Annotated in this window: 25 protein-coding genes; 4 read left to right on the top strand and 21 right to left on the bottom strand. The window is 68.4% G+C overall.

Annotated elements, in window-relative coordinates; genetic code table 11:
- Positions 1–13: 13 nt before the first annotated feature.
- The gene (gene groL, locus T333_RS07585; protein ID WP_355000063.1) at positions 14–1,624 is read right to left on the bottom strand and encodes a chaperonin GroEL; all 1,611 of its coding nucleotides are present in this window, start codon (positions 1,622–1,624) and stop codon (positions 14–16) included.
- A gap of 183 nt (positions 1,625–1,807) precedes the next feature.
- A complete protein-coding gene (gene groES, locus T333_RS07580; protein WP_067784927.1) occupies positions 1,808–2,110 on the bottom strand; it encodes a co-chaperone GroES in 303 nt (100 codons plus the stop codon).
- Between the two features lie 711 nt (positions 2,111–2,821).
- Between groES and T333_RS07575 the strand changes: the two genes are divergently transcribed.
- A complete protein-coding gene (locus T333_RS07575; RefSeq protein WP_496423996.1) occupies positions 2,822–4,486 on the top strand; it encodes a DUF7159 family protein in 1,665 nt (554 codons plus the stop codon).
- A 38-nt stretch (positions 4,487–4,524) separates the two neighbouring features.
- On the opposite strand, the gene tsaD is transcribed toward T333_RS07575, so the two are convergent.
- The 7 genes from tsaD to T333_RS07540 form a co-directional block, all read right to left on the bottom strand.
- Entirely contained in the window at positions 4,525–5,568 is a 1,044-nt protein-coding gene (gene tsaD / locus T333_RS07570; RefSeq protein ID WP_355000065.1) for a tRNA (adenosine(37)-N6)-threonylcarbamoyltransferase complex transferase subunit TsaD, read from the bottom strand.
- Entirely contained in the window at positions 5,565–6,083 is a 519-nt protein-coding gene (gene rimI / locus T333_RS07565) for a ribosomal protein S18-alanine N-acetyltransferase (RefSeq protein WP_355000066.1), read from the bottom strand. The genes tsaD and rimI overlap by 4 nt, the downstream gene beginning before the upstream one ends.
- On the bottom strand, positions 6,083–6,784 hold the full coding sequence (gene tsaB / locus T333_RS07560; RefSeq protein ID WP_355000067.1) for a tRNA (adenosine(37)-N6)-threonylcarbamoyltransferase complex dimerization subunit type 1 TsaB: 702 nt from the start codon (positions 6,782–6,784) through the stop codon (positions 6,083–6,085). Before tsaB ends, rimI begins: the two co-directional genes overlap by 1 nt.
- Positions 6,785–6,885: 101 nt before the next feature.
- Positions 6,886–7,335, bottom strand: coding sequence for a tRNA (adenosine(37)-N6)-threonylcarbamoyltransferase complex ATPase subunit type 1 TsaE (gene tsaE, locus T333_RS07555; RefSeq protein ID WP_496423995.1), 450 nt, complete (start codon positions 7,333–7,335; stop codon positions 6,886–6,888).
- A 199-nt stretch (positions 7,336–7,534) separates the two neighbouring features.
- Positions 7,535–8,647 carry an alpha/beta fold hydrolase gene (locus T333_RS07550; RefSeq protein ID WP_496423994.1) on the bottom strand — a complete coding sequence of 371 codons (1,113 nt, stop codon included), beginning with the start codon at positions 8,645–8,647 and terminating at the stop codon, positions 7,535–7,537.
- Between the two features lie 54 nt (positions 8,648–8,701).
- Positions 8,702–9,850 carry an alanine racemase gene (gene alr, locus T333_RS07545; RefSeq protein ID WP_496423993.1) on the bottom strand — a complete coding sequence of 383 codons (1,149 nt, stop codon included), beginning with the start codon at positions 9,848–9,850 and terminating at the stop codon, positions 8,702–8,704.
- 324 nt (positions 9,851–10,174) lie between these two features.
- On the bottom strand, positions 10,175–11,605 hold the full coding sequence (locus T333_RS07540; RefSeq protein ID WP_496424160.1) for an NAD(P)H-hydrate dehydratase: 1,431 nt from the start codon (positions 11,603–11,605) through the stop codon (positions 10,175–10,177).
- 169 nt (positions 11,606–11,774) lie between these two features.
- Here T333_RS07540 and T333_RS07535 point away from each other — a divergent pair, with 169 nt between their 5' ends.
- The gene (locus tag T333_RS07535; protein ID WP_357245732.1) at positions 11,775–12,194 is read left to right on the top strand and encodes a cupredoxin domain-containing protein; all 420 of its coding nucleotides are present in this window, start codon (positions 11,775–11,777) and stop codon (positions 12,192–12,194) included.
- Between the two features lie 6 nt (positions 12,195–12,200).
- On the opposite strand, the gene T333_RS07530 is transcribed toward T333_RS07535, so the two are convergent.
- Together T333_RS07530 and glmS are read right to left on the bottom strand one after the other, a co-directional pair.
- Positions 12,201–12,359, bottom strand: coding sequence for a hypothetical protein (locus tag T333_RS07530; protein WP_357245735.1), 159 nt, complete (start codon positions 12,357–12,359; stop codon positions 12,201–12,203).
- A 9-nt stretch (positions 12,360–12,368) separates the two neighbouring features.
- On the bottom strand, positions 12,369–14,249 hold the full coding sequence (gene glmS / locus T333_RS07525) for a glutamine--fructose-6-phosphate transaminase (isomerizing) (RefSeq protein ID WP_141807294.1): 1,881 nt from the start codon (positions 14,247–14,249) through the stop codon (positions 12,369–12,371).
- A 36-nt stretch (positions 14,250–14,285) separates the two neighbouring features.
- Here glmS and T333_RS07520 point away from each other — a divergent pair, with 36 nt between their 5' ends.
- Positions 14,286–15,143: an alpha/beta hydrolase gene (locus tag T333_RS07520; RefSeq protein WP_496423992.1), complete on the top strand. Its 858-nt coding sequence runs from the start codon at positions 14,286–14,288 to the stop codon at positions 15,141–15,143.
- A 5-nt stretch (positions 15,144–15,148) separates the two neighbouring features.
- Here the strand turns inward: T333_RS07520 and T333_RS07515 are convergent, their stop codons facing one another.
- The 6 genes from T333_RS07515 to T333_RS07490 form a co-directional block, all read right to left on the bottom strand.
- The gene (locus T333_RS07515) at positions 15,149–16,807 is read right to left on the bottom strand and encodes a serine/threonine-protein kinase (protein ID WP_496423991.1); all 1,659 of its coding nucleotides are present in this window, start codon (positions 16,805–16,807) and stop codon (positions 15,149–15,151) included.
- 133 nt (positions 16,808–16,940) lie between these two features.
- A complete protein-coding gene (locus tag T333_RS07510) occupies positions 16,941–17,279 on the bottom strand; it encodes a hypothetical protein (protein ID WP_355000076.1) in 339 nt (112 codons plus the stop codon).
- The gene (locus T333_RS07505) at positions 17,276–18,853 is read right to left on the bottom strand and encodes a hypothetical protein (protein WP_496423990.1); all 1,578 of its coding nucleotides are present in this window, start codon (positions 18,851–18,853) and stop codon (positions 17,276–17,278) included. The genes T333_RS07510 and T333_RS07505 overlap by 4 nt, the downstream gene beginning before the upstream one ends.
- Positions 18,854–18,919: 66 nt before the next feature.
- Positions 18,920–19,249 carry a hypothetical protein gene (locus tag T333_RS07500; RefSeq protein WP_355000078.1) on the bottom strand — a complete coding sequence of 110 codons (330 nt, stop codon included), beginning with the start codon at positions 19,247–19,249 and terminating at the stop codon, positions 18,920–18,922.
- A gap of 747 nt (positions 19,250–19,996) precedes the next feature.
- Positions 19,997–20,302, bottom strand: coding sequence for a DUF6802 family protein (locus T333_RS07495; protein WP_355000079.1), 306 nt, complete (start codon positions 20,300–20,302; stop codon positions 19,997–19,999).
- Between the two features lie 114 nt (positions 20,303–20,416).
- Positions 20,417–20,608, bottom strand: a complete 192-nt coding sequence (locus tag T333_RS07490; RefSeq protein ID WP_067784968.1) for a PspC domain-containing protein — start codon at positions 20,606–20,608, stop codon at positions 20,417–20,419.
- A 223-nt stretch (positions 20,609–20,831) separates the two neighbouring features.
- Between T333_RS07490 and T333_RS07485 the strand changes: the two genes are divergently transcribed.
- Entirely contained in the window at positions 20,832–22,484 is a 1,653-nt protein-coding gene (locus T333_RS07485; RefSeq protein ID WP_496423989.1) for an ABC-F family ATP-binding cassette domain-containing protein, read from the top strand.
- Between the two features lie 39 nt (positions 22,485–22,523).
- On the opposite strand, the gene T333_RS07480 is transcribed toward T333_RS07485, so the two are convergent.
- From T333_RS07480 to rplM, 4 genes are all read right to left on the bottom strand, one after another.
- Entirely contained in the window at positions 22,524–23,402 is an 879-nt protein-coding gene (locus tag T333_RS07480; protein ID WP_496423988.1) for a type IV toxin-antitoxin system AbiEi family antitoxin, read from the bottom strand.
- 454 nt (positions 23,403–23,856) lie between these two features.
- Positions 23,857–25,233: a phosphoglucosamine mutase gene (gene glmM, locus T333_RS07475; protein WP_357245760.1), complete on the bottom strand. Its 1,377-nt coding sequence runs from the start codon at positions 25,231–25,233 to the stop codon at positions 23,857–23,859.
- A gap of 210 nt (positions 25,234–25,443) precedes the next feature.
- On the bottom strand, positions 25,444–25,944 hold the full coding sequence (rpsI, locus tag T333_RS07470) for a 30S ribosomal protein S9 (protein ID WP_084482930.1): 501 nt from the start codon (positions 25,942–25,944) through the stop codon (positions 25,444–25,446).
- Positions 25,941–26,384: a 50S ribosomal protein L13 gene (gene rplM / locus T333_RS07465; RefSeq protein ID WP_067833240.1), complete on the bottom strand. Its 444-nt coding sequence runs from the start codon at positions 26,382–26,384 to the stop codon at positions 25,941–25,943. The genes rpsI and rplM overlap by 4 nt, the downstream gene beginning before the upstream one ends.
- Between the last annotated feature and the right edge of the window lie 125 nt (positions 26,385–26,509).

Raw genomic sequence — 26,509 nt, 5'->3', positions numbered from 1 at the left:
CACGCTCGTCGCGTCAGTGCGCGTGACCGTGGTGACCGTGGTCGTGCGCCTCTTCGGCGGGCTTGTCGACCACGGCGCTCTCGGTGGTGAGCACCATGCGCGCGACCGACGCCGCGTTGACGACCGCGGAACGGGTCACCTTCACCGGGTCGACGACACCGTCGGTGAGCAGATCACCGTAGGTGAGGGTGGCGGCGTTGAAGCCTTCCTTGCCCTCGGCGACCTTGCTGACCACCACGGCGCCGTCCAGGCCCGCGTTGGTGGCGATCCAGTACAGCGGCGCCTGCAGCGCCTTGCGCACCACCTCGACGCCGACAGCCTCGTCACCGGACAGCGAGTCGCGCAGCTCGACGAGCTTGGCGCCCGCCTGAACCAGCGCGGTGCCGCCGCCGGGGACGATGCCCTCCTCGACCGCGGCCTTGGCCGCGCTCACCGCGTCCTCGACGCGGTACTTGCGCTCCTTGAGCGCGGTCTCGGTGGCCGCGCCGACCTTGATCACCGCGACGCCGCCCGCCAGCTTGGCAAGGCGCTCCTCGAGCTTCTCGCGGTCCCAGTCGGAGTCGGTGGCCTCGATCTCGCGGCGCAGCTGCGCGCTGCGGGCCGCGATGTCCTCCGCGGTGCCCGCGCCGTCGATGATCGTGGTGTCGTCCTTGGTGACGACCACGCGCCGAGCCTTGCCGAGCAGTTCCAGACCCGCCTCGCGCAGGTTGACGCCCAGGTCCGGGTTGATGACCGTGCCCGCGGTGACCACGGCGAGGTCGTCCAGGAACGCCTTGCGACGGTCACCGAAGAACGGCGCCTTCACCGCGACGGCCTTGAGGGTCTTGCGGATGGAGTTGACCACCAGGGTGGACAGCGCCTCGCCCTCGACGTCCTCGGCGATGATCAGCACGGCCTTGCCGCTCTCGGCGATCTTCTCCAACAGCGGAAGGAAGTCCGGCAGCGAGCTGATCTTCTCGCGGTGCAGCAGCACCAGCGCGTCCTCCAGGACGGCCTGCTGGGTGTCGGCGTCGGTGACGAAGTAGGGCGAGAGGTAGCCCTTGTCGAACTGCACGCCCTCGGTGACGACGAGCTCGGTCTCCAGCGTCGAGGACTCCTCGACGGTGACGACGCCGTCCTTGCCGACGGTGGTGAGCGCCTTGCCGACCATCTCGCCGAGCTGCTCGTCGCGTGAGGACACGGTGGCGACCTGCGCGATGGCCTTCTCGCCGGAGACCGGGGTCGCCGCGGCGAGCAGCGCCTCGGAGACCGCGTCGGCGGCCTTGGCGATGCCCGCGCCGACGGCGATCGGGTTGGCGCCGGCGGCGACGTTCTTCAGGCCGGCGCGCACCAGCGCCTGGGCCAGCACGGTCGCGGTGGTGGTGCCGTCGCCCGCCACGTCGTTGGTCTTGGTCGCGACGCTCTTGACCAGCTGCGCGCCCAGGTTCTCGAACGGATCCTCGAGGTCGATGTCGCGCGCGATGGTGACGCCGTCGTTGGTGACGGTCGGGCCACCGAAGGCCTTCGCGAGCACCACGTGGCGACCGCGCGGACCGAGGGTGACCTTCACCGCGTCGGCGAGCTTGTCGACGCCGCGTTCCAGAGCCCGGCGAGCCTTCTCGTCGAACTCGATCTGCTTTGCCATAAGTCCTTTTCCTTGGATGCCTGGGCGACGGGCTCGGTCCGGTGGGGCCGTGCTGTCGCCGCCCGGTGGGCTGAAACGACGTTGCCCCGGCCCCGCTGGGAGGGGTACCGGGGCAACGTCGTTACGACTCGATCCCGGGCGTGGCCGGGAAGCGCGATCCGATCCGGATCACGCCGAGCGCGGTCACTTGCTGACGACAGCCAGCACGTCGCGCGCGGACAGGATCAGGTACTCCTCGCCCTGGTACTTGATCTCGGTGCCGCCGTACTTGCTGTAGATGACGACGTCACCCTCCTGGACATCCAGCGGGATGCGCTTCTCGCCCTCGTCGTCCCAGCGGCCGGGGCCGACGGCGACGACGGTGCCTTCCTGCGGCTTCTCCTTCGCCGTGTCCGGGATGACCAGGCCGGAGGCCGTCGTCGTCTCGGCCTCGTTGGCCTGGACGAGGATCTTGTCCTCGAGCGGCTTGATGTTCACGCTCGCCACGTTGAGCCCTCCACTTTCAGGGGATTTACGGTCGTCCGGAACTGTTGTCCCGGACCATCGGTTCGGTCACGGTGCTGACCCTGCGCATAGCCCCGTCGTCGCGGGTGCCGGGACCCCTGCTCAGTAGTCACAACTGCTGACATCCGGCGAACGCGTAGGGTGGACGCTTGCCCGGCCGACCGTGTTCACCAGTGCCACTAGCACTCTATACACGAGAGTGCCAGCGCTCAAGGCCGGGCGGTGCCAATGCGCGTCGGCGTTTCCGACACGCCCGGACGTTCGACTTTGCACTGACCAGGGTTCGCCACCCCACGGCCTCGGGACTTTCCATTGGTTCGCGAAATCTGTAACGTTCGGATAACGGATTGTGACAGTATTAGCGACGGTCGTTCCTCGGTCCGCCATGTTCATCACGAACCGGCGTCCGCGGGGGGCATCGAGCGTCACGAAAGAACCAGCACAGCGTCACAGGTAGTACTGCGTCACAGGTAGCACAGCTTCGCACGTAGCACAGCGTCACAGATTCCGTTGCGCCACAAAGCTTCACCAGAGGGCAAGTCCACACGTGATCCCAAGCCGGTTCCCGCGACCCACCCGGACGGCGGTCCGGCCGGATCCCGAGTCCGGATCGTTCGCCGACAAGGCGACGGTCCGGAAGTCCATTCGAGATGGTCGGCGACACGATGACCATCCGCTCGAAGGGAGGTGAACATGCGAACGTCCCTCGGCATCTCCGCCGGGAACGAGGTCGTGTGCTCGGCGCTGGTCGCCACGGCGTCGAACGGCGCCCAAAGTTTCGACTACCGAGTCGTTTCCGCCGACGCGGCCCATTCCGACATCGGCGATCTCGTCGCGTCCTCGATCGACCTGATGACAACCCAGCTGCCGACTCAGCAAGCGCCGCACGACATCGCGTGGCCCACGCAGCCGGTCGGCGTCCGCTTCGCGGGCACCGGCGCGACGGGTATGGAAGCGGCGGCGGGCAAGCCGCCGACCAGCGTCGCCGTCGCCTACCGCAGCAAGGAACAGGCGCAGGTGATCCGTTCGGCCACCGGCAAACAGCGCGAGCTGAAGCTGGTGCCGGAGGGCACCGCCGCGCTCACCTTCCTGCGCCACACCGGCCTGCTGGACCGCTACGAGACGGTCGCCATCGTCGATCTCGGCGCGACCGGTCTGAGCGTCACCGTCGCCGAGCAGGCCGACGGCAACGTCCTGAGCTCCGAACGCATTCACGCGATCAGCGGCAACGCGATCGACGACCTGATCTACCACCACCTGCTCGACGTGCACTACGCCCGGCGCGGCACCAGGCCGAACCGCGGCATGCTGACCAACCGGGGTCGTGCCGCGAAGGAACATCTCTCGGTGACGCCCGCGGTCACCATCGACCACGTCGCGGGCCGCCCGCTCAAGCTGACCAGGGCCGATTTCGAGGAACTCATCGGCGATCTGCTGCGCGACATCGCCCTGTTCACCGCGGCGGTGTTCGCGCGAGCGCCGAAGTCACCGCAGGCGGTGGCGGTCATCGGCGGCGGCGCGAACATCCCCGCGGTCCTGCAGACACTCGAACGCGAGCTGGACGTGCCGGTGCTCACCGTCGACGATCCGGAGGCGGTGATCGCCAAGGGCGCGGCGCTGGTGGCCGATGCCGCACAGCCGTCCGGCTTCCCGGTTGCCGCGCTCGGCGGCGACGCGCCGGCGGGCACCTTCACCAAGGTCATCGGCACGCTCGCCGGAGCCATCGTGGTGGTCGGCCTCGTAATCGGCTACGGCTTCAAGACCTTCGCGCCGACGTCGGACGAGGAGGTCTCCCCCGCGGGCACGACGAGCAGTGCCCTGTTGCCCACCGCGCCCGTCACGGTCGCGCCGCAGACCGGCGCGGGGACCGACACCTCCGGCGCCCGCGAGCCGGTCAGCCGGACCACCGGCGCGACGCCGCCGGTCACCGAGGACGCCGGTCTGTCGTCGACCCGCACCGGTGCCGTGTCCACGCCGTCGCCGACACCCACACCGACGGCGGCGCCGATCCCGTCGGTCCAGCCGACGCTGCGCCCGGACCCGAACCTGCCGCCCATCCCGTTCCCGGAACTGCTGGGCCCGCTGCTGAATCCGCCCGGCGGTTCCTCGGTGCCCACGCAGCAGAACCGCGAGGAATACGGGCCGTCGACCAGCCCACCGCCGCCCACGGGCGACCCGTCGCAGACGCCCGCGCAGACGCAAATCCCATTCCCCTCGCCGCCGGCGAGCGCCCCGCCCCAGGCGCCCGCACAGACCCGCATCCCGTACCCGATGCCCCGCTCCAATTCGGGCTCCGCCCGGCAGGGCACGGTGACCGCACTACCGCTGCTGGAACTCGAGTTCGCTCCGCGCAACTGAGACGGGGTAGGACAGCCGCCAGCGGAAGGCGATCGGCCTCAGGCGATCTGGCTGACCGAGACCGGCAGGCCCGGGTCGGTGGCGACCGTGAGCGACGAGGGTTTCGCTCCGCCCGCGATGACGTGCGCGCCGAGGGCGGCGATCATCACGCCGTTGTCGGTGCACAACCGCGGTTTCGGCACCCGCAGCGTCAAACCAGCCGCCGCGCAGCGCTCTTCGGCCAGCGAGCGGATTCGCGAGTTGGCGGTGGCCCCGCCGCCGAGCACCAGGGTGCCGACACCGACGTCCTCGGCCGCGCGGATGGCCTTCATGGTCAGCACGTCGGCGACCGCCTCCTGGAAGGACGCGGCGATATCCGGAATCGGCAGGTCCTCGGTCGCGACGCCGGCGCGCTGCGCGGACTCCACGTGGCGGGCGACGGCGGTCTTCAGACCGGAGAAGGAGAAGTCGTAGCGCGGGTCGCGCGGCCCGGTCATGCCGCGCGGGAACGCGATCGCCTTCGGATCGCCGCTCGCCGCGGCCGCGTCCAGCGCGGGTCCGCCGGGGAAGCCGAGACCGAGCAGCCTGGCCACCTTGTCGAAGGCCTCCCCCGCCGCGTCGTCGACCGTGCTGCCGAGTTCGACGATCGGCTCGGCCAGATCGGTGACGTGCAGCAGGTGGGTATGTCCGCCGGACACGAGCAGCGCGACGCACGGCGGCATCGGCCCGTGCTCCAGCGTGTCCACCGCGACGTGGCCGCCGAGGTGATTCAGCGCGTAGAACGGCACATCCCACGCCGCCGCATACGCTTTCGCGGCCGCGACGCCCACCAGCAGGGCACCCGCCAGGCCGGGGCCGATGGTGACCGCGATCGCGTCGGGCTTGGCGATGCCCGCCGCGGAAAGCGCCCGGCGCATGGCGGGCACGATCGCCTCCAGGTGCGCGCGCGAGGCGATCTCCGGTACCACGCCGCCGAAGCGCGCGTGCTGGTCGACGCTGGAGGCGACCTCGTCGGCGAGCAGCTCGCAGCTGCCGTCGGGAGCGCGGCGGACGATGCCGACTCCCGTTTCGTCGCAGGAGGACTCGATGCCCATGACGATCACGACAACACCTCGTCGGGAAGCGGGAGCGCGGTCAGTTCCGGCCTGCGCATGGTGTAGGCGTCGGCGCCGCTGGGGTGGTAGTAGTTCTTGCGCAGACCGATGATGTGAAAGCCGTGCTTGGCGTAGAGCGCGATGGCGGGCGCGTTGTCGGTGCGCACCTCGAGGAAGACCGGTCCGCCGCGCTTGCCCGCCTCCGCGAGCAGCGCCTCCAGCAGCAGCGTGCCGATGCCGGCCCGGTGATAGCTCGGGTCGACGCCGATGGTGTGCACCTCGGCCTCGGGGTGTTCGGCATCACCGAGCAGCGCCACGCCCGCGTAGCCCACCATCCGGCCGTCCTCGGCGCGGGCGGTGATGTAGCGGTTGTGCGACCCGGCCAGTTCCGAGCGGAAGGCGACCGCATGCCACGGATCGTCCTCCGGGAACAGCAGCTGCTCGAGCTCGACACAGCGCTCGATGTCGGCCGCGTTCATCGGCTCGATGTGGAAGGCGTGGGCGCGTACTTCGTCGTCCACCATCACGCTCCCGTCCGATCGAGGGTGCGATACGCGTTCTCGACCGCGTCCGGCCTGCGCAGGTAGAGCGGCACCAGCGGTTCCGGCACGGCGCGCGCGAGCAGCTCGGCGGCGGCGACGCGCACCAAGCCCGCGGGCGAGGGCGTCTCGACCGGAAGCACCGGCAGGTCGAACAGATCGACGTGCGAGGCGGAGCCCGCGATCACCGTGGCCGAGCCGTGGTCGAGCGCGGCGGGCTTGACCACATCCGGCCCCGCGACCCGGATGCCGGCGCGGTAGCGCGCCCAGTACACCTCGCGCCTGCGCGCGTCGGTCACCACGAGCAGCTCGCCGTCGGCGGCGAACTCGCCTTGGGCGAACGCGTCCGAGGCGATCGCGTCCAGACTGCACACGCCGTACACCGGGATGCCGAGCGCGTCACCGAAGGCGGCCGCGGTCGCCATGCCGACCCGCAAGCCGGTGAACGGACCGGGTCCGACGCCGGCGACGACCGCGGCGATATCTGTCCTGGAACGGCCTGCCTCGGAGAGGCATTCGAGGATCTGCGGGGTCAGCACCTCGGCGTGGGCGCGGGCATCGACCCGGACCCGCGAGGCGATGGTGCGCAGCTCGGTCGCGGTGACCGCATCGGGCGCGGCCTGCTCCAGTTCCACCAATCCCGCTGTAACGGCGGGTGTCGCGGTGTCGACAGCTAGTACAAGCATGATTGGCCCAACGATACCGGGTGGTACCTCGCCGCGGCGCGGAGCTACCGAGTAGCTAAATCCGCAGGCCGATCCGGTGGCAGCCCCACTGTGACCTGCGTCTACTCGACCCACTCCCAGACCGCGGTTCGCACATCGGATTCCGGTTCTCTGGTCAGCAGGACGCGCAGATGCCGCTCGGCGAGGTGCTCGACGACCCCGAGGCCCCACTCCACCACGACCACCGCCTCGTGCAGATCGGTGTCGAGGTCGAGCGCGTCGAGTTCGTCCAGATCGCCGCCGAGCCGGTAGGCGTCGACGTGCACCATCGGCACCGGCGCCGCACCTTCGCGCCGACCCGCCCGGTGCTGCCTGGCGATGATGAAGGTGGGCGAGCTCACTCGGCCCTGCACGCCGAGGCCCTCGGCGATGCCGCGCGTCAAGGCGGTCTTGCCCGCGCCGAGCGGACCGTCGAGCACCACGAGATCACCCGCGCCGAGTCCGGCGGCCAGTTCGCGGCCCAGCGCCTCGGTGTCCTCCACGGTCGGCAGCGTTCGCCGTTGCTGCGTCACCGCCGACCTCCTTCTCACCCTGCCGTTGATCGGGTCGAGCGTACCGGCGCGGTCGGGATCGGCCGCGAGCAGCTTCGCGATCGACGCTCACCCGCCGACGCTTCATCGCCCTCCTCGGCGAGCCAGGTTCGCGTCCGCCGATCGCCCCGCCGACGCCGCGACGGCCTCCCCCACACTGAAGAACCCGGCGCGGCAAGCTTCACCCAGCCGAAGCCTCGTCGCCCTCAGCGGCGCGGAAGAACCCGGCGCGCACCAGCAGCCGATGTAGCGCGTCGTTGACGGTGTCGGGGAATTGCATGTGCGGCATGTGGGCGGCCTCGGCGAGGCGGATCAGTTCGCTGTTCGGCAGTTCGCGGGCGAGGGCGCGCGAGTTGCGGAACGGGATCACCAGGTCGTGCACGCCGCCGAGCACCAGCGCGGGAAGCCCGGCCAGCGTCGGCAGGGCGGCCGACTCGTCGTGCAGTTCAATCGCTTTCAGGAACTTGACGATCGTCTCCACCGGGGTGTCGTCGATCATCAGCGTGGTGAATCTGGACAGCGTCGGGCTGACCGGACCGTGGAACGAGCTCACGTGCAGGATCGGCGTGATCAGATGCCGCACCGTCGAGCGACCGGCCTGCACCAGCGCGGGCGCGGTGTGTACGGCGAGCCGGAAGCCGTCGATCGCCGGATTGCGCAGCAGCTGGGTGATGCCCGCCGCGGTGACCTCGGCCGCCGCGGTGGAGAGCAGTGCGATCGCGACCACCCGTCGCGCGAACAGCTCGCGGAACTGCGCCGCCGCCGCGAGCACGGCCATGCCGCCGAGCGAATGCCCGACGAGCGCGACCGGTCCGGTGGGCGCGGTCGCCTCGATGACCGCGGCGACGTCGCGACCTAGCTGCGCGACGGTGCAGCTCTCGGTGGTCGGCGTGCCGGAGCGTCCGTGCCCGCGGAGGTCGAAGAAGACGAGTCGAACCTCTGCGCCCCAGCGCTTTTCCAGATCACGCCGCTGGAAGTGGAAGGACTCCATGCTGTTGCAGAAGCCGTGCACGAAGACGACTGTCAGTGGCGCGTCGACCGGACCGCACTCGCGGGTGGCGAGCCGGACGCCGTCTTCGGTGACGACCGCACCCGCCCGGTCTTCGGCAATGAGCGCGAAGTTCTCGTCGCGGTATTCGTCGCGCCGCGCGGGCCAGAGCACCCGTGCCCCCGCGCGGCGCAGCGCGTGCGCACCGGCGAGCGCGCCGACCATGCCGGCGGTCGCCATTCCGCCGCGCCAGATGTTCGTGTGATTGTTGTTGCCCCGCAGTGCTTTCGGTCGTCGCGCTCGCATCGAGAACCCCTCATCTGTCGGCGGAACGCACGCCGACGAGTCCAGCACACGGCATCAGCACGGGCAAGCTCCGATGTGCCGCCGCGCCACCCGTCCGCGCGGCGAGCAGACGATCTCGTAGTGGATCGTGCCGAGCACGTCGGCCCAGTCCTGGGCGACGGGCTGGTCCGGGTCTGCGCCGAACATGATCGCGGTGTCGCCCTCGGCCACGCCCGCGGCGTTGTCGCCCAGGTCGACGACGAACTGATCCATGCACACGCGCCCGACGTTGGGGCGCCGCGCGCCGCCGAGCCACACGTCGAAGCGGCCGCTCAGCGGACGGAATACGCCGTCGGCGTATCCGGCGGGGACGAGGGCGACGGTGGTGTCGCGCGGCGCGATCCACTGGTGCCCGTACGAGACGCCCTCGCCCGCCGCCACCCGTTTCACCAGAGCGACCCTGGCCTGGAACGTCATCGCGGGGCGCAGGCCGAAATCGCCCATCTCCGGGACCGGGCTCAGGCCGTACACCGCGATGCCGGGGCGCACCATGTCGAAGGCCAGGTCGGGGCGGGTGACCGCGGCGGCGGAGTTGGCCAGGTGCGTGATCTCGGGCGTCAGGCCGTGTCGCTCGGCGTCGGCGATGGCCTCGATGAACCGGTCGCGCTGCACGTCGAGGAACGGGTGGTCGGGCTCGTCGGCGTGCGCCAGGTGCGAGAAGATCGCGCGGAAGCGCACGACGCCTTCCGCGACCAGGTCCCGCAGTGCGGCGAGCACCTTCGGGTATTCGTCCGGGGCGATGCCGTTGCGGTTCAAGCCGGTGTCGACCTTGAGGGTGACCGTCGCGGTCTGGCCGATCCGCCGCGCCGCTGCCTCGACCGAACGCAGATGCGCGAGCGAGGAGACGCCGATCTCGATGTCGGCGGCGATCGCGGCGGCGTAGTCGGAGCCGGAGTTGTTCAGCCAGCAGAGAATCGGCGCGTCGATCCCGGCCGCGCGCAAGTCCAGCGCCTCCGGAATCGTGGTCGTCCCGAGCTCCCGAGCCCCCGCCGCCAACGCGGCCCGCGCGACCTCCACCGCGCCGTGGTTGTAGCCGTCGGCCTTCACCACCACCATCACCGCCGCGTCCCCCGCGTACTCCCGCAGGACCCGCACATTGTGGGCAATGGCATCGAGATCGACGACGGTCTCCACTTGCGCACTCACAACAGCCGATCCTGCCATTCCGGGTGTCGGCACTGTCAGGGAGTACCGACTCCGCAGGTCATCGCGGTTTGTCGGGGGGTGATCGGTGAGGACCGGACGTGGGATCGGGGGGCGTTGAGGTGGGGTGGAAGTGGTTGTCGAAGTGAAACGATGGCGTCCAAGGCGATGGGGTCGACCCTCGTCAACCCGGCTAACGCCGCCAGCCACTCCCCGGCAATCGGCGAGCGGTTCGGAGTTCCCGCGAGCTGGACGGATGAGCGAGATGCATGGCCGACGGGCGCCGGGTTCGGCGGCCGTTCGATTCGGCGCGAGCTGGATGACAGGACGCTGCCTCGAACAACTTCAGTCACTCAACGAACGCAACGTGCGAATCGCCGCGCGAAGGTGGCCGAGGAGTGGAGTCGCCGAGGTGGGGGCGGCGGTGGGGTGGTTCTCGTGGGCGGCGAGGTTGGCGGCCAAAGCGTGGGCGCGGGCGGCGGCAGCGGCGGACCAGGCGGGGTCGCGGCCCGCGGCGAGAAGGGCGCCGATGACACCGGAGAGGACGTCGCCCGCGCCCGCCGTGGCGGCCCAGGATCCGCCCGCCTCGTTGACGAGCACCGGGCGGCCCGGGGCGGCAACCAGGGTTGCTCGACCCTTGAGCAGCACGGTGACCTGCCATTTCTCGGCGAGCTCGCGCACCGCGCCGACCCGGTTCGGACCCACTTCCTGCCCGGTCAGCCGAGCGAATTCCCCCGCGTGCGGCGTCAGCACCGTCGGCGCGGTCCGGGCGCGCACCAGGTCGGGGGCGGCGGCGAGCAAGGTCAGCCCGTCGGCGTCCACCACCGTGGGCAGGTCGGTCGCGAGGATCTGCTCGAGCCGTTCGCGCGCGTCCGCGTCCGTGCCCGCACCCGGACCGAACACCCAGGACTGCACCCGGCCGGTGTCGGAAACGCTCTGCGCCGCAATCACTTCCGGGAAATGTGTAAGCACTTGCGATGCACCGGTACCCGCGTATCGCACCATGCCCGAGGTGGCCGCTACCGCACCGCCCGTGCACAAGACGGCCGCACCGGGATAGGTCGCGCTGCCCGCGCAGATACCGGTGACGCCCTGGGTGTACTTGTCGTCGGTCGACTCCGGCACTGGCCACCGCGCACCGATCTCCGCCGGTTCGAGCGCGGCGAGTTCAGGGACGTGAAGCTCTAAACCGATGGGCACCAATTCGATTCGTCCGCACCACGGCGCCGCCAGTGCGTGCACCGGCTTGTACGCACCGAACGCGACCGTCACCGCAGCACGCACCGCGGGCCCCGCCACCGCCCCGGTATCCGGATCGACGCCGCTCGGCAGATCCGCCGCCACGATGGGAACGCGCACCCCCGCGACGATTTCCGCGGCACGCGGCCGCAGCGGACCGCGCCCGGAGATACCGACGATGCCATCCACGACCAGATCGGGCACGCCGACTTCCTCGCGTACCCGCCCGCCCGACGCACGCAGCGCGGCAAGGCCTTTCGCGTGCGCGCGGGCCGGATCGAGCAGCACCGCCGTCACTTCCACGCCCCGTCGCCGCAATTTCGCACCCGCCCACAGGGCATCGCCGCCGTTGTCGCCGGAGCCAACCAGCAGCGTCACCGCCCGCCCCGCGATGCCCCCGGTCCGCGCGCGCAGCTCGCCCGCGACGATCGTCGCCAGGCCGTGCGCCGCACGCTGCATCGGGATCCCCTCGGGCACCCTGGTGAACAGTTCGGCCTCGGCCGCGCGCACTTCGTCGGCGGTGAAATAGCCGCGCAGAACGGACATCGGCGCCTCCACTGGTTGCTTCGGGCTGGCCACCCGCCCGGACACTACCTTCTCGCGCACCGAAATCCGCCGTGCCACAGTCCCGGCGGTTCTGCCCTGCCCGCCGGACAGGCGTTCCCGACCGCTCCGGCCTCCGGCTCTGCCACTAAGCTCGAACATCATGCCGATGGTTAGCCGCGCCAAGTCCGCTCCGATCGTCACCGCGTTCGCGGTGGCCGCGACGCTGTCGCTGGCCGGCTGCGGCTCCGACGAGTCCGCACCCGAGGGGAACGGCACCGCGCAGGCCACGTCGGCATCCGGGACACCGACCGGCGAGCGCAAGGCCGCCAGCGTCACCGTCGACGTGGACGACATGAAGTTCTCGCCCGAGAACGTCACGGTCGGCGTCGGCGACACCGTCAGGTGGAAGTTCTCCGACAAGGCGCCACACTCGGTGCAGGGCATCGGAGACAAGGCCATGGGCATCAACAGCCCGATCTTCGACAACGGCGAGTGGAGCTACACCTTCACCCAGCCCGGCACCTACCGCTACCTGTGCACCCTGCACCCGGAGATGCGCGGCACGGTCACCGTCCAGTAGGTCCGGTCACACCGGCCGGTACTCCCGCATCCGCGCACCGCGCGCGGACGTGTTCAACGCCTCGACTGCCGCGACGAGCGGCGCCAGTTCCGGTTCGGCCGCCGCCTGCCCGAGCGCGCTGGACAGCGCGGCGTCGTGGGTGGGTCGGGCCTGGCCGAGCAGCACTTTCGAGACCTACTCGACCGTCACCGATTTCGCCAGGTTCCGCGGCTTGTCGACGTCGTAACCGCGCTCCTGCGCCACCTCGGCGGCGAAGATCTGTAGCGGGACGGTCGAGAGCAGTGGCTGGAAAAGCGTTGGGGCCGAAGGGATTTCGATGAGATCGTCGGCGAACGGGCGCACCGTGTCGTCGCCCTCCTCCGCGATCACGATCGTCCGCGCGCCGCGCGCCTGGATCTCGCGGATATTGCTGAGCAGCTTGGAGTGCAGCACCGCGCGGCCCTTCGGCGAGGGCATCACCACGATCACCGGCAGTCCGTCCTCGATCAACGCGATCGGGCCGTGCTTGAGCTCACCCGCCGCGAAGCCCTCGGCGTGCATGTAGGCGAGCTCCTTGAGCTTGAGCGCACCCTCCAGCGCCACCGGGTATCCCACGTGGCGGCCGAGGAACAGCACGGTCGGAACGTGCGCCAGTTCCCTGGCGATCGCGCGCACCTGCGGCGCCGTCTCCAGCACCCGCTCGACCAGCTTCGGCATCGCCTCCAGCTCGCGGAATTCGCGCGCCACCTCGTCTGGGTACTTGGTGCCGCGGGCCTGCGCCAGCGCCAGACCCACCAGGTAGTTCGCGGCCACCTGCGCCAGGAACGCCTTGGTGGAGGCGACGCCGATCTCGGGTCCGGTGCGGGTGTAGAGCACCGCGTCGGACTCGCGCGGGATCTGCGCGCCGTTGGTGTTGCAGATCGCGAGCACGCGCGCCTTCTGCTCCTTGGCGTGCCGCACCGCCTCCAGCGTGTCGGCGGTCTCACCCGACTGCGAGATCGCCACGACCAACGTCGACCGGTCCAGGACGGGGTCGCGGTAGCGGAACTCGCTGGCCAGCTCCACCTCGACGGGCAGGCGCGTCCAATGCTCGATCGCGTACTTGGCCAGCAGACCCGCGTGATACGAGCTGCCGCACGCCACCACGAAGACCTTGTCGAACTCGCGCAGCTCCTGATCGGCGAGGCGCTGCTCGTCGAGCACGATCCGGCCGCCGGACTCGTCGGTGGTGAAGTGCCCGATCAAGGTGTCGGCGACCGCGGTCGGCTGCTCCTCGATTTCCTTGAGCATGAAGTAATCGTGGCCGCCTTTCTCGGCGGCCGCCAGATCCCAGTCGATGGTGAACGGGCGGGTGCGCACCCCGTCCTCGGCGCCGGAGAAGTCGGTGACCTTGTAGCTGTCCGAGGTGATCACCACGGCCTGGTCCTGACCGAGCTCTACCGCCTCGCGGGTGTGCTCGATGAACGCGGTGACGTCCGAGGCGATGAACATCTCGCCCTTGCCGACGCCGACGACCAGCGGGGTGCTACGGCGCGCCGCCACGATCACGTCCGGGTGGTCGGCGTGGGTGAAGACCAGCGTGAACGCGCCCTCCAGGCGGCGCAGCACGGCCAGCGCGCTGGCCGGGAAGTCACCGGCGGTCGGCCCGTCGGCGTAGGCGCGGGCCACCAGGTGCACCGCGACCTCGGTGTCGGTGTCGCTGAGCAGCTCGACGCCCGCGTTCTCCAGCTCGCGCCGCAACGGCGCGAAATTCTCGATGATGCCGTTGTGCACCACCGCGACCTTGCCGGAGATGTCGCGGTGCGGGTGCGCGTTGCGGTCGGTCGGCGCGCCGTGCGTCGCCCACCGGGTGTGTCCCATGCCGGTGGTGCCAGCGAAGCCGGCGACCCCGGTTTCGGCGAGCTCGGCCTCCAGATTGGCCAGCCTGCCCGCTTTGCGCTCGACAGCGAGAGCGCCCGCTCCGTCCAGGATTGCGACGCCCGCGGAGTCGTACCCGCGATATTCCATGCGGCGCAATGCGTCAACGACGACGCCGAGCGCGTCCCGGTACCCGACGTAGCCAACGATTCCGCACATGGCTCACCAGAGTACTTATCGGATAACGTTCACGTCGTGTCGGCGTCTGTGAAATCGCTACTGAGCACCCTGACCAGCCGCGGCCCGCACCGGGTGCTGCGGGGGAACCTGGCCATCGCGGGCCAGCCGGGGGTGGTCTATACGCCCGAAAGCGGGCTCGGCCTGCCCGCCGTCGCCTTCGGACACGGCTGGCTCACCGGCGTCGCCAACTACCGTGAACTGCTCCAACACCTCGCGTCCTGGGGTTACGTCGTCGCCGCCCCCGACACCGAGCGCGGGCCGATTCCGTCACATCTCGGCCTGGCGACCGACTTGCTCACCGCGCTCGACATCTGCACCGGCGTGCGCCTCGGCGACGGCGAGATCAGCGTGCACCCCGACAAGCTCGCCCTGGTCGGGCACGGCATGGGAGCGGGGGCCGCCGTCATCGCCGCCGCTCAGCGCCGGGTCGCCGCGCTCGCCGCCCTCTACCCCGCGCCGACCGCCCCCTCCGCGGAGACCCTCGCCCCCGACCTCGACATCCCCGCGCTCATCGTGGCCGGTGCCACCGACGTCTCCTCCGTCAGCTCCAACGCCTTCCCCCTCACCGCGGCCTGGGCTGGCGAAGCGCTCCTGCGCACCGTCGACGGCGCCTCCCACAACGGCATCATCGAGGGCCGGCGCGCCCTCGCCGCCCTCGGCGCGGGCAAGCACGAAGCCAAGACATCGCGCACCACCCGCGCCCTCCTCGTCGGCTACCTCAACTACCACGTCCTCGGCGACAAGACCTACAAGCCCTTCGCCGACCCGGAAGCCGCCATCCCCCACACCCAACTCGTCGACCCGAACGCCCCGCAGGAAGAGGAACGGCCGAAACTCTCTGTCGGCACCCTCGCCCAGCTGCTGCGCAAGTAGGCGCCTCACCCGCAGAGCGGCGCGTCCACCCACCAGTGGTCGAGGAGCTGCTGGGCGTTGTAGCCCGTCCGGTCGATACCGATCAAGTACCTGGACAGCCGCGGGTCGTCCGGGAAAGTAGTGAACACGTCGCCCTCGGTGATGGTCGACATGGACCCTGGCGGCGGCAGGAAAACCAGAGGATCCGATGCACACCCGGCATGCGGTTTCCGTGACCATTGAGCAGCCGCGGGCCCCTCACCGTCAGCGGCGAACGAGTCGAGCTTCTCGCGCACCGCGTCGGCAGTCTTGTAGTCGTAGAGAGTGAGGTCCGCGGCGTCGGCATCTCCGCCGAGGCACCGGAAACCCCTGCGATCGAGGCCATCCGAGAACGTGCACCACACGCCTCGCCACCCCGTCGCGGTAGTGCCTTTGCCGCCGGGGAGCAACTTCGGAAAATCGGCGACGATCTTTTGTTCTTTCTCCGGCCAGGCGACGGTCGTGAGGCCCGCCCACGATCGAGGCGATGAGTCGCTGGCCTTTGCGGCGAACGCGACGACACCAACAACCCCGACCAGCAGTACCGTGAGCCCGACGCCCAGCGCCGCGAGCAGTTTTCCGGATGGCCGACCAGTCCCGGCTGGACGACTCCCGGCGTTCGGACCGTACGGCGTCGGGATATGCGGAGGAGCGGGCGAGAATGGCGGCGCCGGATAAGGCGGGTTCGCCGGTGGCATCCCGCCCTGGCCCGCCGGGAATCCTTGTGCAATCGGCTGCAGGCGAGCCTGATTCGGCGGTTGCCACCCACCCCCGACTGGTGCGCTGACTTGATGTGGAGCGGTAACAGGCCGACCGGTCTGCAAAACACGCGCGACCGCTGCCGCGAACTCACCGCAGCTGGCGTATCGGGCTTCGGGCCGTTTCGCCAGCGCCTGCGCCAACACCGTGTCGAGCGCTGGTGGCAGCCCGTATCGCCGCGCGCTGATGGGTGGCGGCGGATCCGACAGATGCGACCGAATCACCGAGACGGGATTGGTCGAATCGTAGGGCGCCGTCCCCGTCAACAGTGCGAACAACGTGCAGGCCAATGAGTATTGGTCGCACCGGTGATCGAGCGGAGTTCCGGTCAGCTGCTCCGGCGAAGCGAAGGCAAGCGTTGCGGTGAAGGTCCCCGTTTGAGTCAACCCATGCTGCTCGTCGCGCAACCTCGCAATGCCGAAGTCCGCCAGGAAGACCCGCGGCGGTTGCCCAGGCTCGGGATCGCCGAGCAGGATGTTCGCCGGTTTGATGTCCCGATGCAGCACCCCTTGTCGATGCGCATAGTCCAGTGCCGCAGCGGCTTCGGTGATGACACGAACCGCAAGCGCCGGTTCGATCGCACCCAGCGTCGCCACATCGGTTCCGGCGATGAATTGCATCGAGATCCACAGATTGCGATCCTCGACGCCGCGGTCGTATACAGCGACGATGTTCGGATGCTCGAGCCGTGCGATCAGATCCGCCTCGCGCTCGAACCGTGCCCGAATCTCCTTGTCGCCGAACATTTCCGAGTTCAGCAGTTTCAACGCCGTCTTCCTCGGAAGACGCGGATGTTTGGCGAGATACACGGTGCCCATCCCGCCCTTGCCGAGCACCCGTTCGATCTCATACCCGGCGAACACCTCACCGGCCCGCAGGTCGGTCACGTGCCGCCCCCTTCGTCATTCTCACACCGCCGCGCCATGCTATCGGAACCACACGGCGATGTGGACCGCCCGGGACGGTTTCCGCCGCAGGAACTCGGCACGCGCGGAAACCCGTCCACCTCTACCTATTCGCTCAGATCAACCAGCTCTTGCGCCGGTAGTACTCGGACTCGGGGTCGTCATCCTCATCGATCGGCGTGACTACATCCTTGGCCTTGCGTGCCGCAATCGAGCGCGCGATCGCCTCCCGTTGCTCCCGCGCCTCGGCCGCGAGGCGTTCCTGCTCAGCCCTGGCTTCGGCGTCCGCCTCTTCCTTCTCTTCGACGTCGACGGCTTCACGCTCCCACCGTTCGACGAGTTCCCTACCGCGCTCCTCGATACTCCGGTTCCATTCGTCGAGTTCATCCTGCGTCGACTGCATTTCACGCCGGTACTGTTCGGCGATCTGCTCGATATCGTCGATCAGACTCACAGCGGACCTGCCTCTGCCAATTGCGCCCCGCTATCGAACGGCTCCTCTGGTGGATCAACCCGTGCGATCCCAGGATGATGCTCACCATCCTCTTCACGCTTGCCAGTTGGCGGTTTTCCTGGCGCAACCACCGGCTGGCCTGGTCCTTCTCCGGGTGCCGATCCGGGATCGGGGGCATGCGCTTGATCATCGACCGCACCTGTCGAAGGCTCAGCGTCGGGATCGCTTTCCTCGCCGCCCGACCGCTGGTCATCCTCTGGTCCGGACCCGTTCATCGAGATGACGGGGGCGCCGTTCTCATCAATTTTCACGGTGAACTCCTTCAGCGTCCCGTCGTCATCCGTCACGACAAGTTTGAGCTGACCGTCGGAGCCCATCTCGAACTTCAAATGCTTGCCAGCAAGATCGAATTCCGCTGCCTTGTCGCCGGGCTTTCCGTCGCCCTCCTCGGCGTCCTGCGGTTCCTCCTTGGCATCCTCCGCTTCCAGGATGTTTCCGAGCGCACCATCGATTCCCTCTTTGATCGGCTCGGCCAACGCACTGAGCCCTTCACTGATCGACTGCGCGGCGGTGCTCGCCAATGAAGTCAGTGTGCTGGCGAGTCCAGTAAGGCTCTCGAGCGACGTAGTGAATGGCGTTGTCGTAGTAGAGGGGTCAGTCGTCGTGGCGGGCGTAGTGGAAGGTCCTGGCGTGCTCGGCCCCGGTGTGCTCGGCCCCGGTGTGCTCGGCCCCGGCGTGCTAGGGCCAGGTGCCGGACCAGGGTTGTTTCCCGGACTCGTCGGAACGGCTGGGCGAGGATACGGGTCGTCATCCAATTTCGCGAGGGCGGTGGTTATCGCTCCGTACAGCGTCGCTATCGACTGGTGCGCCTTGTTGCACGCACCGTCGAAGAGATCGACCTTCTTCTTGACATCGGGGTAGAAGATCTCGCGTACCCATTCCCAGCATTTGCGAGGCATGTCGTCATCGGATACTCCGGGAAAGATTCGCCGGAGATGGTCGATCCGCTGATCGCTGTCGAATGGATTGGTCCCCCAGTCCTCACTAGCACCACTTCTCGCGGCTTGGACAATGTCGTATACGTCGCTCGGAGTCTTCCCGTCGATTCTCCCCTGGTTCGCATCATCCCAAAACGAGTCGACGGTCTTCGCCTTCGTCACGATGACCGACCTGATGCTGAGAACCGCCGCATCAATCGCACTGAGAGCGAAGCGAACCTGACCGCGGTCCTCGTCGGCCCGTTTCACCTGGTCGCTCATCATGGTTATCGCCGCATTAGCTGCGCCTCCCTGCCAGACGGAGGGAAGAATCTGCAACTGGGAATTCTGTAGTTCCCATTCCGAATCTGCGGCTTCGAGAGCATCCTTGAGTCCCGCCGATACACGGCGAAGCGCTTCGAGATCCATGCCGCGTTGCATGTCGTACTTCGCCGCCATTGCCTCATACGTCGGACCAGTCGTTTTCACGGCCTCCAGGCACAACTGAAGATATTTCTCGAAATACAGGAGCCCACTGGCACCATCATCGAGGATCTTGTTCACGTCGAAGCTGTCAACGCTGGTCGTGTAAACCACGAGTATCAGCCCCCTTCGCCACGATAATCACGCGAACCGATGTAAACGTTTCCAGATCAGAGGATATCATTTTGTAAACCTGGCCAACTCGGTGGCTCGCGCATCATCGGTAATCATATAGCTTACTGCACTCTGACCCATCGCATCCGCAGTGCCCTCGGCCGCTTGCTGCCAGTTGGCAAGCCATTTTGCAACTCGCACAAGGCCATCATGGATATCTGTGCCCTGCGTTCGGTATTCCCGACCAGCCTGATCGGGACCGAAGTCGTTCTTCGTTACTGCCTTGACGTTGTTACCTATCGTCGCTGCGGACAGTCGCAACTTACCCGCCATTGCTTGCAGTGCGCCTGGATCAACGACAACGCTGCCCGTTGCTGTCTGTGGAGTTGTAGTCAAAACGACTTCCCTTCGATCGTGCGTGAGCTAGCACGCCGCCCTATCACGGTTCGGCCGTGGCAGCGTCGGCAAGCTGGTGCATTCGATAGCGGACTGCACCGACAGAAACTCAGGTCCAGCAACGAAATCGCCCCGTTCACAAGGTATATCGAGTCGAGTCTCGTCGAGCCCCCTACCTGGCCATCGGTCGTCATCGAGACCCCCTTCCGTTGTCACCGGCCACCTAGGCGCGGATCGACACGGGCGACCGTACGCTGCCTCATCTCCTTGGACGCACGTACGTCCCACGTGGTTCCGTCAGGGCGGGTGTAGACGCAAAATCTAATGCCACTGGGCCTGACATCGCTACTGCACCGCGCTCCGCCTCGACCTCCCGGCTGCAGAGGAGATCAAGTCCCATGGTCGGATCCGCGACCGTGGGACGCAGGGCGGTCAGTCGGCTTTCGGCGCACGTCAGCAGGCTCGATGCCCTCGGCGCCGCCCGAGGGTGATCCGCTATCAACATCAGTTCGAAAGCAGCGTCGTTGAGCACTTGCTCCGCACCGCGTAGCGACTGCACTGTCTTGCCGAGGACCTCGACGTCCACCTGGAGAAACCCGCCACCGAACATCCTTCCGCGCAGGAATGCGCAACACCACCGACACCGCCGATCATCCGCGGGGGACTTGCGGATGACGGCAGGTCGATCGCCAAACTACTCGATCACGTAATTGGACGCGGCCGAGGCGGTTTCGGTTCCACCGGAAACTAACCGATCTTCCCCTGGTCGGTGCGGACCCATTCGGAGGAGCCGTCGGGGTGGCGGTGGAACTCCCAGGCGGCGTAGTCGCCGTCTTTTTCGACGACGGTGACGTGGTCGGCGAAGCCGTCGTGGTCGTAGTCGGTCCAGACCTGCATGGCGTCGTCGCCCTGTGTGGTGATCGAGTCCAGGATGCCGTCGGCGTTGATGTCCTGGGTGGGCTGGTTCAGTTCGACAGCCCCGAGGCCGTCCAAGGGGGTGGACGCGTCGATGTCGGGTAGATCCATGCCCGGGAACTCGCCGGACGTGATCATGGCTCCTCCTCGGACGGGACTCGTGCGATGGTGCGGAACTCCGGCAGGCGCGCGGAATCACTCCATCCTGTCATCCACGAGTCCCTGGCGCAGCCCCCGACCCGGTCGCGGTGGTCACTTTTTCGGAATCACCAGCCACAGAACGAGGTACAGGATGAACTGCGGGCCGGGCAGCAGGCAGGACAGGACGAACAGCAGCCGGACGATGCCGGCGTTCCAGCCGAAGTACTGTGCGATGCCGCCGCAGACTCCGGCGATCCACTTGTCGTGGGAGGTGCGGGTGAGGCGGCGGGCGGGTGCGGTCATCGGATTTCCCTCTCTGGTGTCGATCGCTGTGCCATCCACTCTCCGCGTGCGGGCGCTCGCGCACATCGGTCCGTCGACCCATCGGGACCCTGATTTCTTCGCGCGACGACTCAGGGTGAAACCCCGAGCGGGGGCGCGGATCCGGTTCGCCCGGTCTCCGGCGGCGCCCTTTCGAGTGCGCCCGCGTGCGGCGGGCCGACGGGAAGACGGCAGACTTCTCCCTGTGAGCACCACTTTGCATGCGCGCGGACTCTCCGCCGGACACGGCGAACGCACCCTGTTCGACGATCTCGACCTGACGCTCGCTCCGGGTGACGTGATCGGCTTGGTCGGAGTCAACGGCGCGGGCAAGTCGACGTTGCTGCGCATGCTCGCCGACCGGGCGACGCCCACCGGCTCGATCACGCTCAGCCCGCCGGACGCGACGGTCGGCTACCTCGCGCAGGAGCCGGAGCGGATCCCCGGCGAAACGGTCTTGGAGTTCCTCGGCCGCCGCACGGGGGTCACGGCGGCGCAGCATGCGATGGACTCCGCCGCGGAACGGCTGGCCGAGGGCGGTGCGGACGACTACACGCCCGCGCTGGAACGCTGGCTCGCGCTCGGCGGGGCGGATCTCGATCAGCGGGCGGAGGAGGTCGCCGCCGAGCTCGGCCTCACCGAGAGCCTCGCAACGGGGTTGGACACGCCGATGACGGGTCTTTCCGGTGGTCAGGCGGCCCGTGCCGGTCTGGCATCGGTCCTGTTGTCCCGCTTCGACATTCTGCTGCTCGACGAGCCGACCAACGATCTGGACCTGGACGGACTCGCTCGGCTCGAGCAGTTCGTCACGGGCGTGCGGGTGCCGCTGATGGTGATCAGCCACGATCGAGAGTTCCTGGCGCGCACGGTGAACCGGATCGTCGAACTCGATCTGGCGCAGCAGCAGGTGGGCGTCTACGACGGCAGCTACGAGTCGTACCTCGCCGAACGGGCGATCGCGCGGCAGCACGCCAGGGACGCGTACGAGGAGTACGCCGATACCAAAGCGGGACTGGAGGCGCGGGCGCAGATGCAGCGCAACTGGCTCGAGCACGGCGTGCGCAACGCCCGCCGCAAGGCCCGCGACCCGAAGAAGCTGGATTCCGACAAGGCAGGCCGCAAGATGCGTGCGGAATCGACCGAGAAGCAGGCGGCCAAAGCCCGCCAGACGCAGCGCCGCATCGAGCGGCTGGATGTCGTCGATGAGCCGCGCAAGGAGTGGGAGCTGCGAATGTCCATCGCCGCGGCGCCGCGCAGCGGGTCGGTGGTCGCCACGGTCTCCAACGCGACGGTCACCCGAGGCGATTTCACCCTCGGGCCGGTGACGACCCAGGTCGACTGGGCCGATCGGATCGTGCTGACCGGTGCGAACGGTTCCGGCAAGTCGACGCTGCTCGCGCTGCTGCTCGGCAAGATCCAGCCCGACTCCGGGACCGCGACGCTCGGCTCCGGTGTCGAGATCGGCGAGGTCGATCAAGCGCGCGGACTCTTCCGTGGGACCGCCTCCCTCGCGGACACTTTCGGCGAGCAGATGCCGGACTGGCCGGATGCCGAGGTGCGCACGCTGCTGGCGAAGTTCGGGCTGCGCGGGCCGCACGTGCTGCGTGCTTGTGACACGCTCTCGCCTGGCGAGCGCACGCGTGCGGCGCTGGCGCTTTTGCAGGCGCGCGGAGTGAATCTCCTGGTGCTGGACGAGCCGACGAACCACCTCGACCTGCCCGCGATCGAGCAGTTGGAGCAGGCCGTCGAATCCTTCACCGGCACAATGCTGCTGGTCACGCACGATCGACGGATGCTGGATTCGGTTCGTGCGACGCGGCGTTGGCATATGGACAACGGCAAACTCATCGAGGACTGACCGGCCTGTCCGCGCTGTGGGGAGTTGGATAGCCATCGCTCACCGCCCCCGCATCGCGCATCGGATGGGCTCGATGAAGTTCTCCGGTCGCAAGTACACGTCGGTCGCGGTCGCGTAGTAGACGGTCCAACCGTCCGCCGAGAGCCGGTTGTGCCGCAGGTCGTCGCGTGCTGCCGCGGCTTCGCCGGAATGCCGTGTGGCGCTGTCGTACTCCAGGCCGATGCGCCACTCGGGCCACCCGAGATCGAGTCGCCGTAGCCCATTCCTGGTAGACACCTGGACCTGCGGCTCGGGGCGCGGCAGTCCGGCGTCGATACAGCGCAGCCGTGTCCGCGACTCCATCGGCGACTCCGCGCGACCGTCCGCGATCTCGATCAGCTCCACTGCCTGCACGTAGCCGCGGCGGCCCCGGTGGCGTTCGCTCTCCGCGAGCAAGGCCGTACGGGAGAGTCCGAGGCGCAGTGCGGAGTCCAACGTCGCCAGTGTGTCGAGTCGGTCGGTGGTACGCGCGACGTCGACGGCGGTTCGGATCGCGTTCGTGGCCACGATGCCGTTGATCAGTTCCAAGTCCCCCGGCTCTGTCCGATCGCTGTGCACCACCAGGCGCGAGGTTCGGGATCGCTGGGCGCCGAGCACATGGGTTGCACTGCTCTCGGTCACGGCCAATCCATGCAGCTCCGCGGCTGTCTCGTACGCGGCGGCCAGCGACTGGGCTCCGATCGATAGTCGCGCGGCCTCTACTCGCAGTTGAGGGGTCGACGATGTCGCGGATTCGCGGTAGACGCCGTGGAACACGCGCACCCAGTCGCCGCGGTCGACGCGAGTGCGCATTTCGGCGCGGGTGTACTCGCACAAGGCCTGCCAGGCGGTGAAGGCGCCGAATTGCTTGTCTCGAACTTCCGTCAGTCCCGGTCGCATGGGACCACTTTGGGCTGACCGCGTGGGAGGCTGGATTTGGTGACCTGGGGAAATGGTTGGGCGGTGGACAACTCTGCGCCTGTGGACAACTCGCCGGTCAGTGCGTGCAGGGACTGCTACCGCGTCGAGGGTCGGTGGTATGACTCAGCTGTTCGTGGGGTCCGGGCTCGGGGTTGGTCGGGCATTCTCCCGACACCACGCGCCCAGCACCGCTCACGGTAACCATGGCAGACAGACCAATTCGAATCAACGAACCCCCGAGATCACGTCACCCAACGCAACCACGAAACCTAGCCCGCGCCACAGTCTTACCCGCCCTGGGGAGACCAGCTTGCGGCGGTCACTGCCAAGCCCCAAGCACGTGACCAGCCTGCGAAGCTCTCGGTACACCAGCCCGCAGCCGCCACGCCACTACTGGAAGGCCGAGCGATGCAAGCCAACCAACCAGCCGAACCTAAACCGAAGCAACCCGCTTCGCCAGATCATCCGCAAGCTGCTTCGCCTGCACCAAATCGGTCGCCTCCACCATCACCCGAACCAATTGCTCGGTACCGCTGGGACGCAACAGAACTCGCCCGGAATCCCCCAGCACACGCTCGGCTTCCGACACGGCATCGCGCACTTCCGGTGCGGCGGCGACCGCGGCCTTGTCGTTCACCGGCACGTTCACCAGCACCTGCGGCACCGTCTCGAGGACGCTGGCGAGGTCGGCGAGGGTGCGGCCGGTCTGGGCCATCCGCGCCATCAGGCGCAGGCCGGTGAGGATGCCGTCGCCGGTCGTGCCGAACTTCGGGAAGACCACGTGGCCGGACTGCTCGCCGCCGAGGCTGTAGCCGCCGCGGCGTAGTTCCTCCAGCACGTAGCGGTCGCCGACGGCGGTGGTACGCAAGGCGATTCCGGCCTCGCGCATGGCGATGTGCAGGCCGAGGTTGCTCATGACGGTGGCGACCAGCGTGTCCTTCGCGAGCTCGCCCGCGTCCTTCATGGCCAGGGCGAGGATCGCGAGGATCGCGTCACCGTCGACGATGTTGCCGTCGGCGTCCACGGCGAGGCAGCGGTCGGCGTCGCCGTCGTGGGCGAGTCCGAGGTCGGCGCCGTGCTCGCGCACCGCGCGCTGCACCTGCTCGAGGTGGGTCGAACCGCAGCCGTCGTTGATGTTGAGGCCGTCGGGTTCGGCGTTGATGGCGATCACCGTCGCGCCCGCCTCGCGGTACGCGGCAGGACCGACCTCGGCCGCGGCGCCGTGCGCGCAGTCGACCACCACGGTGAGTCCGCTCAGGTCCTGCCCGGTGCCCTCGACCAGATGCTCGACGTACCGCTCGTGGGTGCCTTCGAGGCTGTACTGATCCGGGATGACCAGGCCGTGGTCGCGCGCGCCGGAGGCGTTCAGCACTCGACCGATGTCCGCACCGGTCGGACGCTGCGTGGCGTCCTCGGCGAGCAGTGCCTCGATCCGGTCCTCGACGGCGTCGTCGAGCTTGTGACCGCCCGCGGCGAAGATCTTGATTCCATTGTCCGGCATGGGGTTGTGCGAGGCGGAGATCATCACGCCGAGGCACGCGTCGTAGAGACCGGTGAGGTAGGCGACGGCGGGCGTCGGCAGCACACCCACCGAGAGCACGTTCACGCCAGCCGCGGTCAGTCCGGCGGTCACGGCGGCCTCCAGCATCTCGCCGGATGCCCTCGGGTCGCGGCCTACCACCGCGAGCGCGCGCTTCTTGCCGCGGCCGAGCACCTGCGCCGCCGCTCCGGAAACTCGCAGTGCCAGTTCCGGACTCAGCGATCCGTTGGCAAGCCCGCGGACACCGTCGGTGCCGAACAAACGTCCCATACCTCGCCCCTCATCGGTGGTTTCGCGACATGCGCGTTGGCCCGCAGGCGTCGGCCTGAGCAACCGCAGGGCCCGCGAACGCCGCGACTCAATACAGCGAGAGCAGGCGACCAGCGGTGCTGGAAGCCTGCTCTCGTACAGCTGCCGCGCCGACCATACCGCCCCCGGCACCCCCAGGGTGCCGGATGGCGGTGATCGACGAAGCCAAAATCAGCGCTTCGAGTACTGAGGCGCCTTACGCGCCTTCTTCAGACCGTACTTCTTGCGCTCGGTGGCACGCGGGTCACGGGTCAGGAAGCCGGCACGCTTGAGGGCGGGACGGTCCTCGGGGGTGACCTCGATCAGCGCGCGGGCGATGGCGAGACGCAGGGCGCCTGCCTGACCCGACGGGCCGCCGCCGACCAGGCGGGCGTGCACGTCGAAGGACTCGGTGCGCTCGACGGTCACCAGCGGCGACTTGACCAGCTGCTGGTGCACCTTGTTCGGGAAGTAGTCCTCGATGGTGCGGCCGTTGAGCACGAAGTTGCCGGAGCCGGGCAGCAGACGGACGCGGACGACGGCTTCCTTGCGGCGGCCGACGGTCTGCACCGGGCGATCGATGACGACCGGGGCGTAGGCGGCGGGCTCGGCGTCGTAGCCGTAGTCCTCCTCCACGACCTCGACGGCGGCCTCTTCGGCGAAGTCCTCGTTGAATTCCTCGGGAGCGGTCACTGGGCCACCTGCTTGATCTCGAACGGAACGGGCTGCTGAGCGGCGTGCGGATGGGTCGGGCCCGCGTAGACCTTGAGCTTGCCCGCGATCGCGTTGCCCAGCTTGTTCTTCGGGATCATGCCCTTGACGGCCTTCTCCACGAGACGCTCCGGACGGGTCTCCAACACCTGACCGACAGTGCGCGACTTGAGGCCGCCCGGGTGCCCGGAGTGGTGGTGGATGAGCTTGTCGGTGCGCTTGTTGCCGGAGATGGCAATCTTGTCCGCGTTGATGATGATGACGAAATCGCCACCATCGAAGTTCGGCGCGTAGGTCGGCTTGTTCTTGCCACGCAGCAGATTCGCTGCCTGGACGGCAAGACGGCCGAGCACTACGTCAGTGGCGTCGATGACGTACCACTTACGGGTCACGTCACCCGCCTTGGGGCTGTACGTAGGCACAGTGCTTCCCTGTCTGTAGTCGGTGTTGCCAGCCAAAAGCGTGCGGTCGAGGTGACCCCGGCGGCCGGTTGAGACCCGGGCCTCGGTGCGCGAACCGGTGATCCACGAGGAATCTCCCGATCGCC

Source organism: Nocardia sp. CNS-044 (assembly GCF_059570515.1).
Note: the sequence above shows the minus strand (reverse complement) of the source record. Positions and strands in the feature narration are given on the sequence as shown.

What these genes read in the sequence shown, in the direction of transcription:
- groL (WP_355000063.1), bottom strand. Translation starts at nt 1,624, where the DNA reads ATGGCAAAGCAGATCGAGTTCGACGAGAAGGCTCGCCGGGCTCTGGAA.
- T333_RS07575 (WP_496423996.1), top strand. Translation starts at nt 2,822, where the DNA reads ATGCGAACGTCCCTCGGCATCTCCGCCGGGAACGAGGTCGTGTGCTCG.
- rimI (WP_355000066.1), bottom strand. Translation starts at nt 6,083, where the DNA reads ATGGTGGACGACGAAGTACGCGCCCACGCCTTCCACATCGAGCCGATG.
- tsaB (WP_355000067.1), bottom strand. Translation starts at nt 6,784, where the DNA reads ATGCTTGTACTAGCTGTCGACACCGCGACACCCGCCGTTACAGCGGGA.
- T333_RS07550 (WP_496423994.1), bottom strand. Translation starts at nt 8,647, where the DNA reads ATGCGAGCGCGACGACCGAAAGCACTGCGGGGCAACAACAATCACACG.
- alr (WP_496423993.1), bottom strand. Translation starts at nt 9,850, where the DNA reads ATGGCAGGATCGGCTGTTGTGAGTGCGCAAGTGGAGACCGTCGTCGAT.
- T333_RS07535 (WP_357245732.1), top strand. Translation starts at nt 11,775, where the DNA reads ATGCCGATGGTTAGCCGCGCCAAGTCCGCTCCGATCGTCACCGCGTTC.
- glmS (WP_141807294.1), bottom strand. Translation starts at nt 14,249, where the DNA reads ATGTGCGGAATCGTTGGCTACGTCGGGTACCGGGACGCGCTCGGCGTC.
- T333_RS07495 (WP_355000079.1), bottom strand. Translation starts at nt 20,302, where the DNA reads ATGATCACGTCCGGCGAGTTCCCGGGCATGGATCTACCCGACATCGAC.
- T333_RS07490 (WP_067784968.1), bottom strand. Translation starts at nt 20,608, where the DNA reads ATGACCGCACCCGCCCGCCGCCTCACCCGCACCTCCCACGACAAGTGG.
- T333_RS07480 (WP_496423988.1), bottom strand. Translation starts at nt 23,402, where the DNA reads ATGCGACCGGGACTGACGGAAGTTCGAGACAAGCAATTCGGCGCCTTC.
- glmM (WP_357245760.1), bottom strand. Translation starts at nt 25,233, where the DNA reads ATGGGACGTTTGTTCGGCACCGACGGTGTCCGCGGGCTTGCCAACGGA.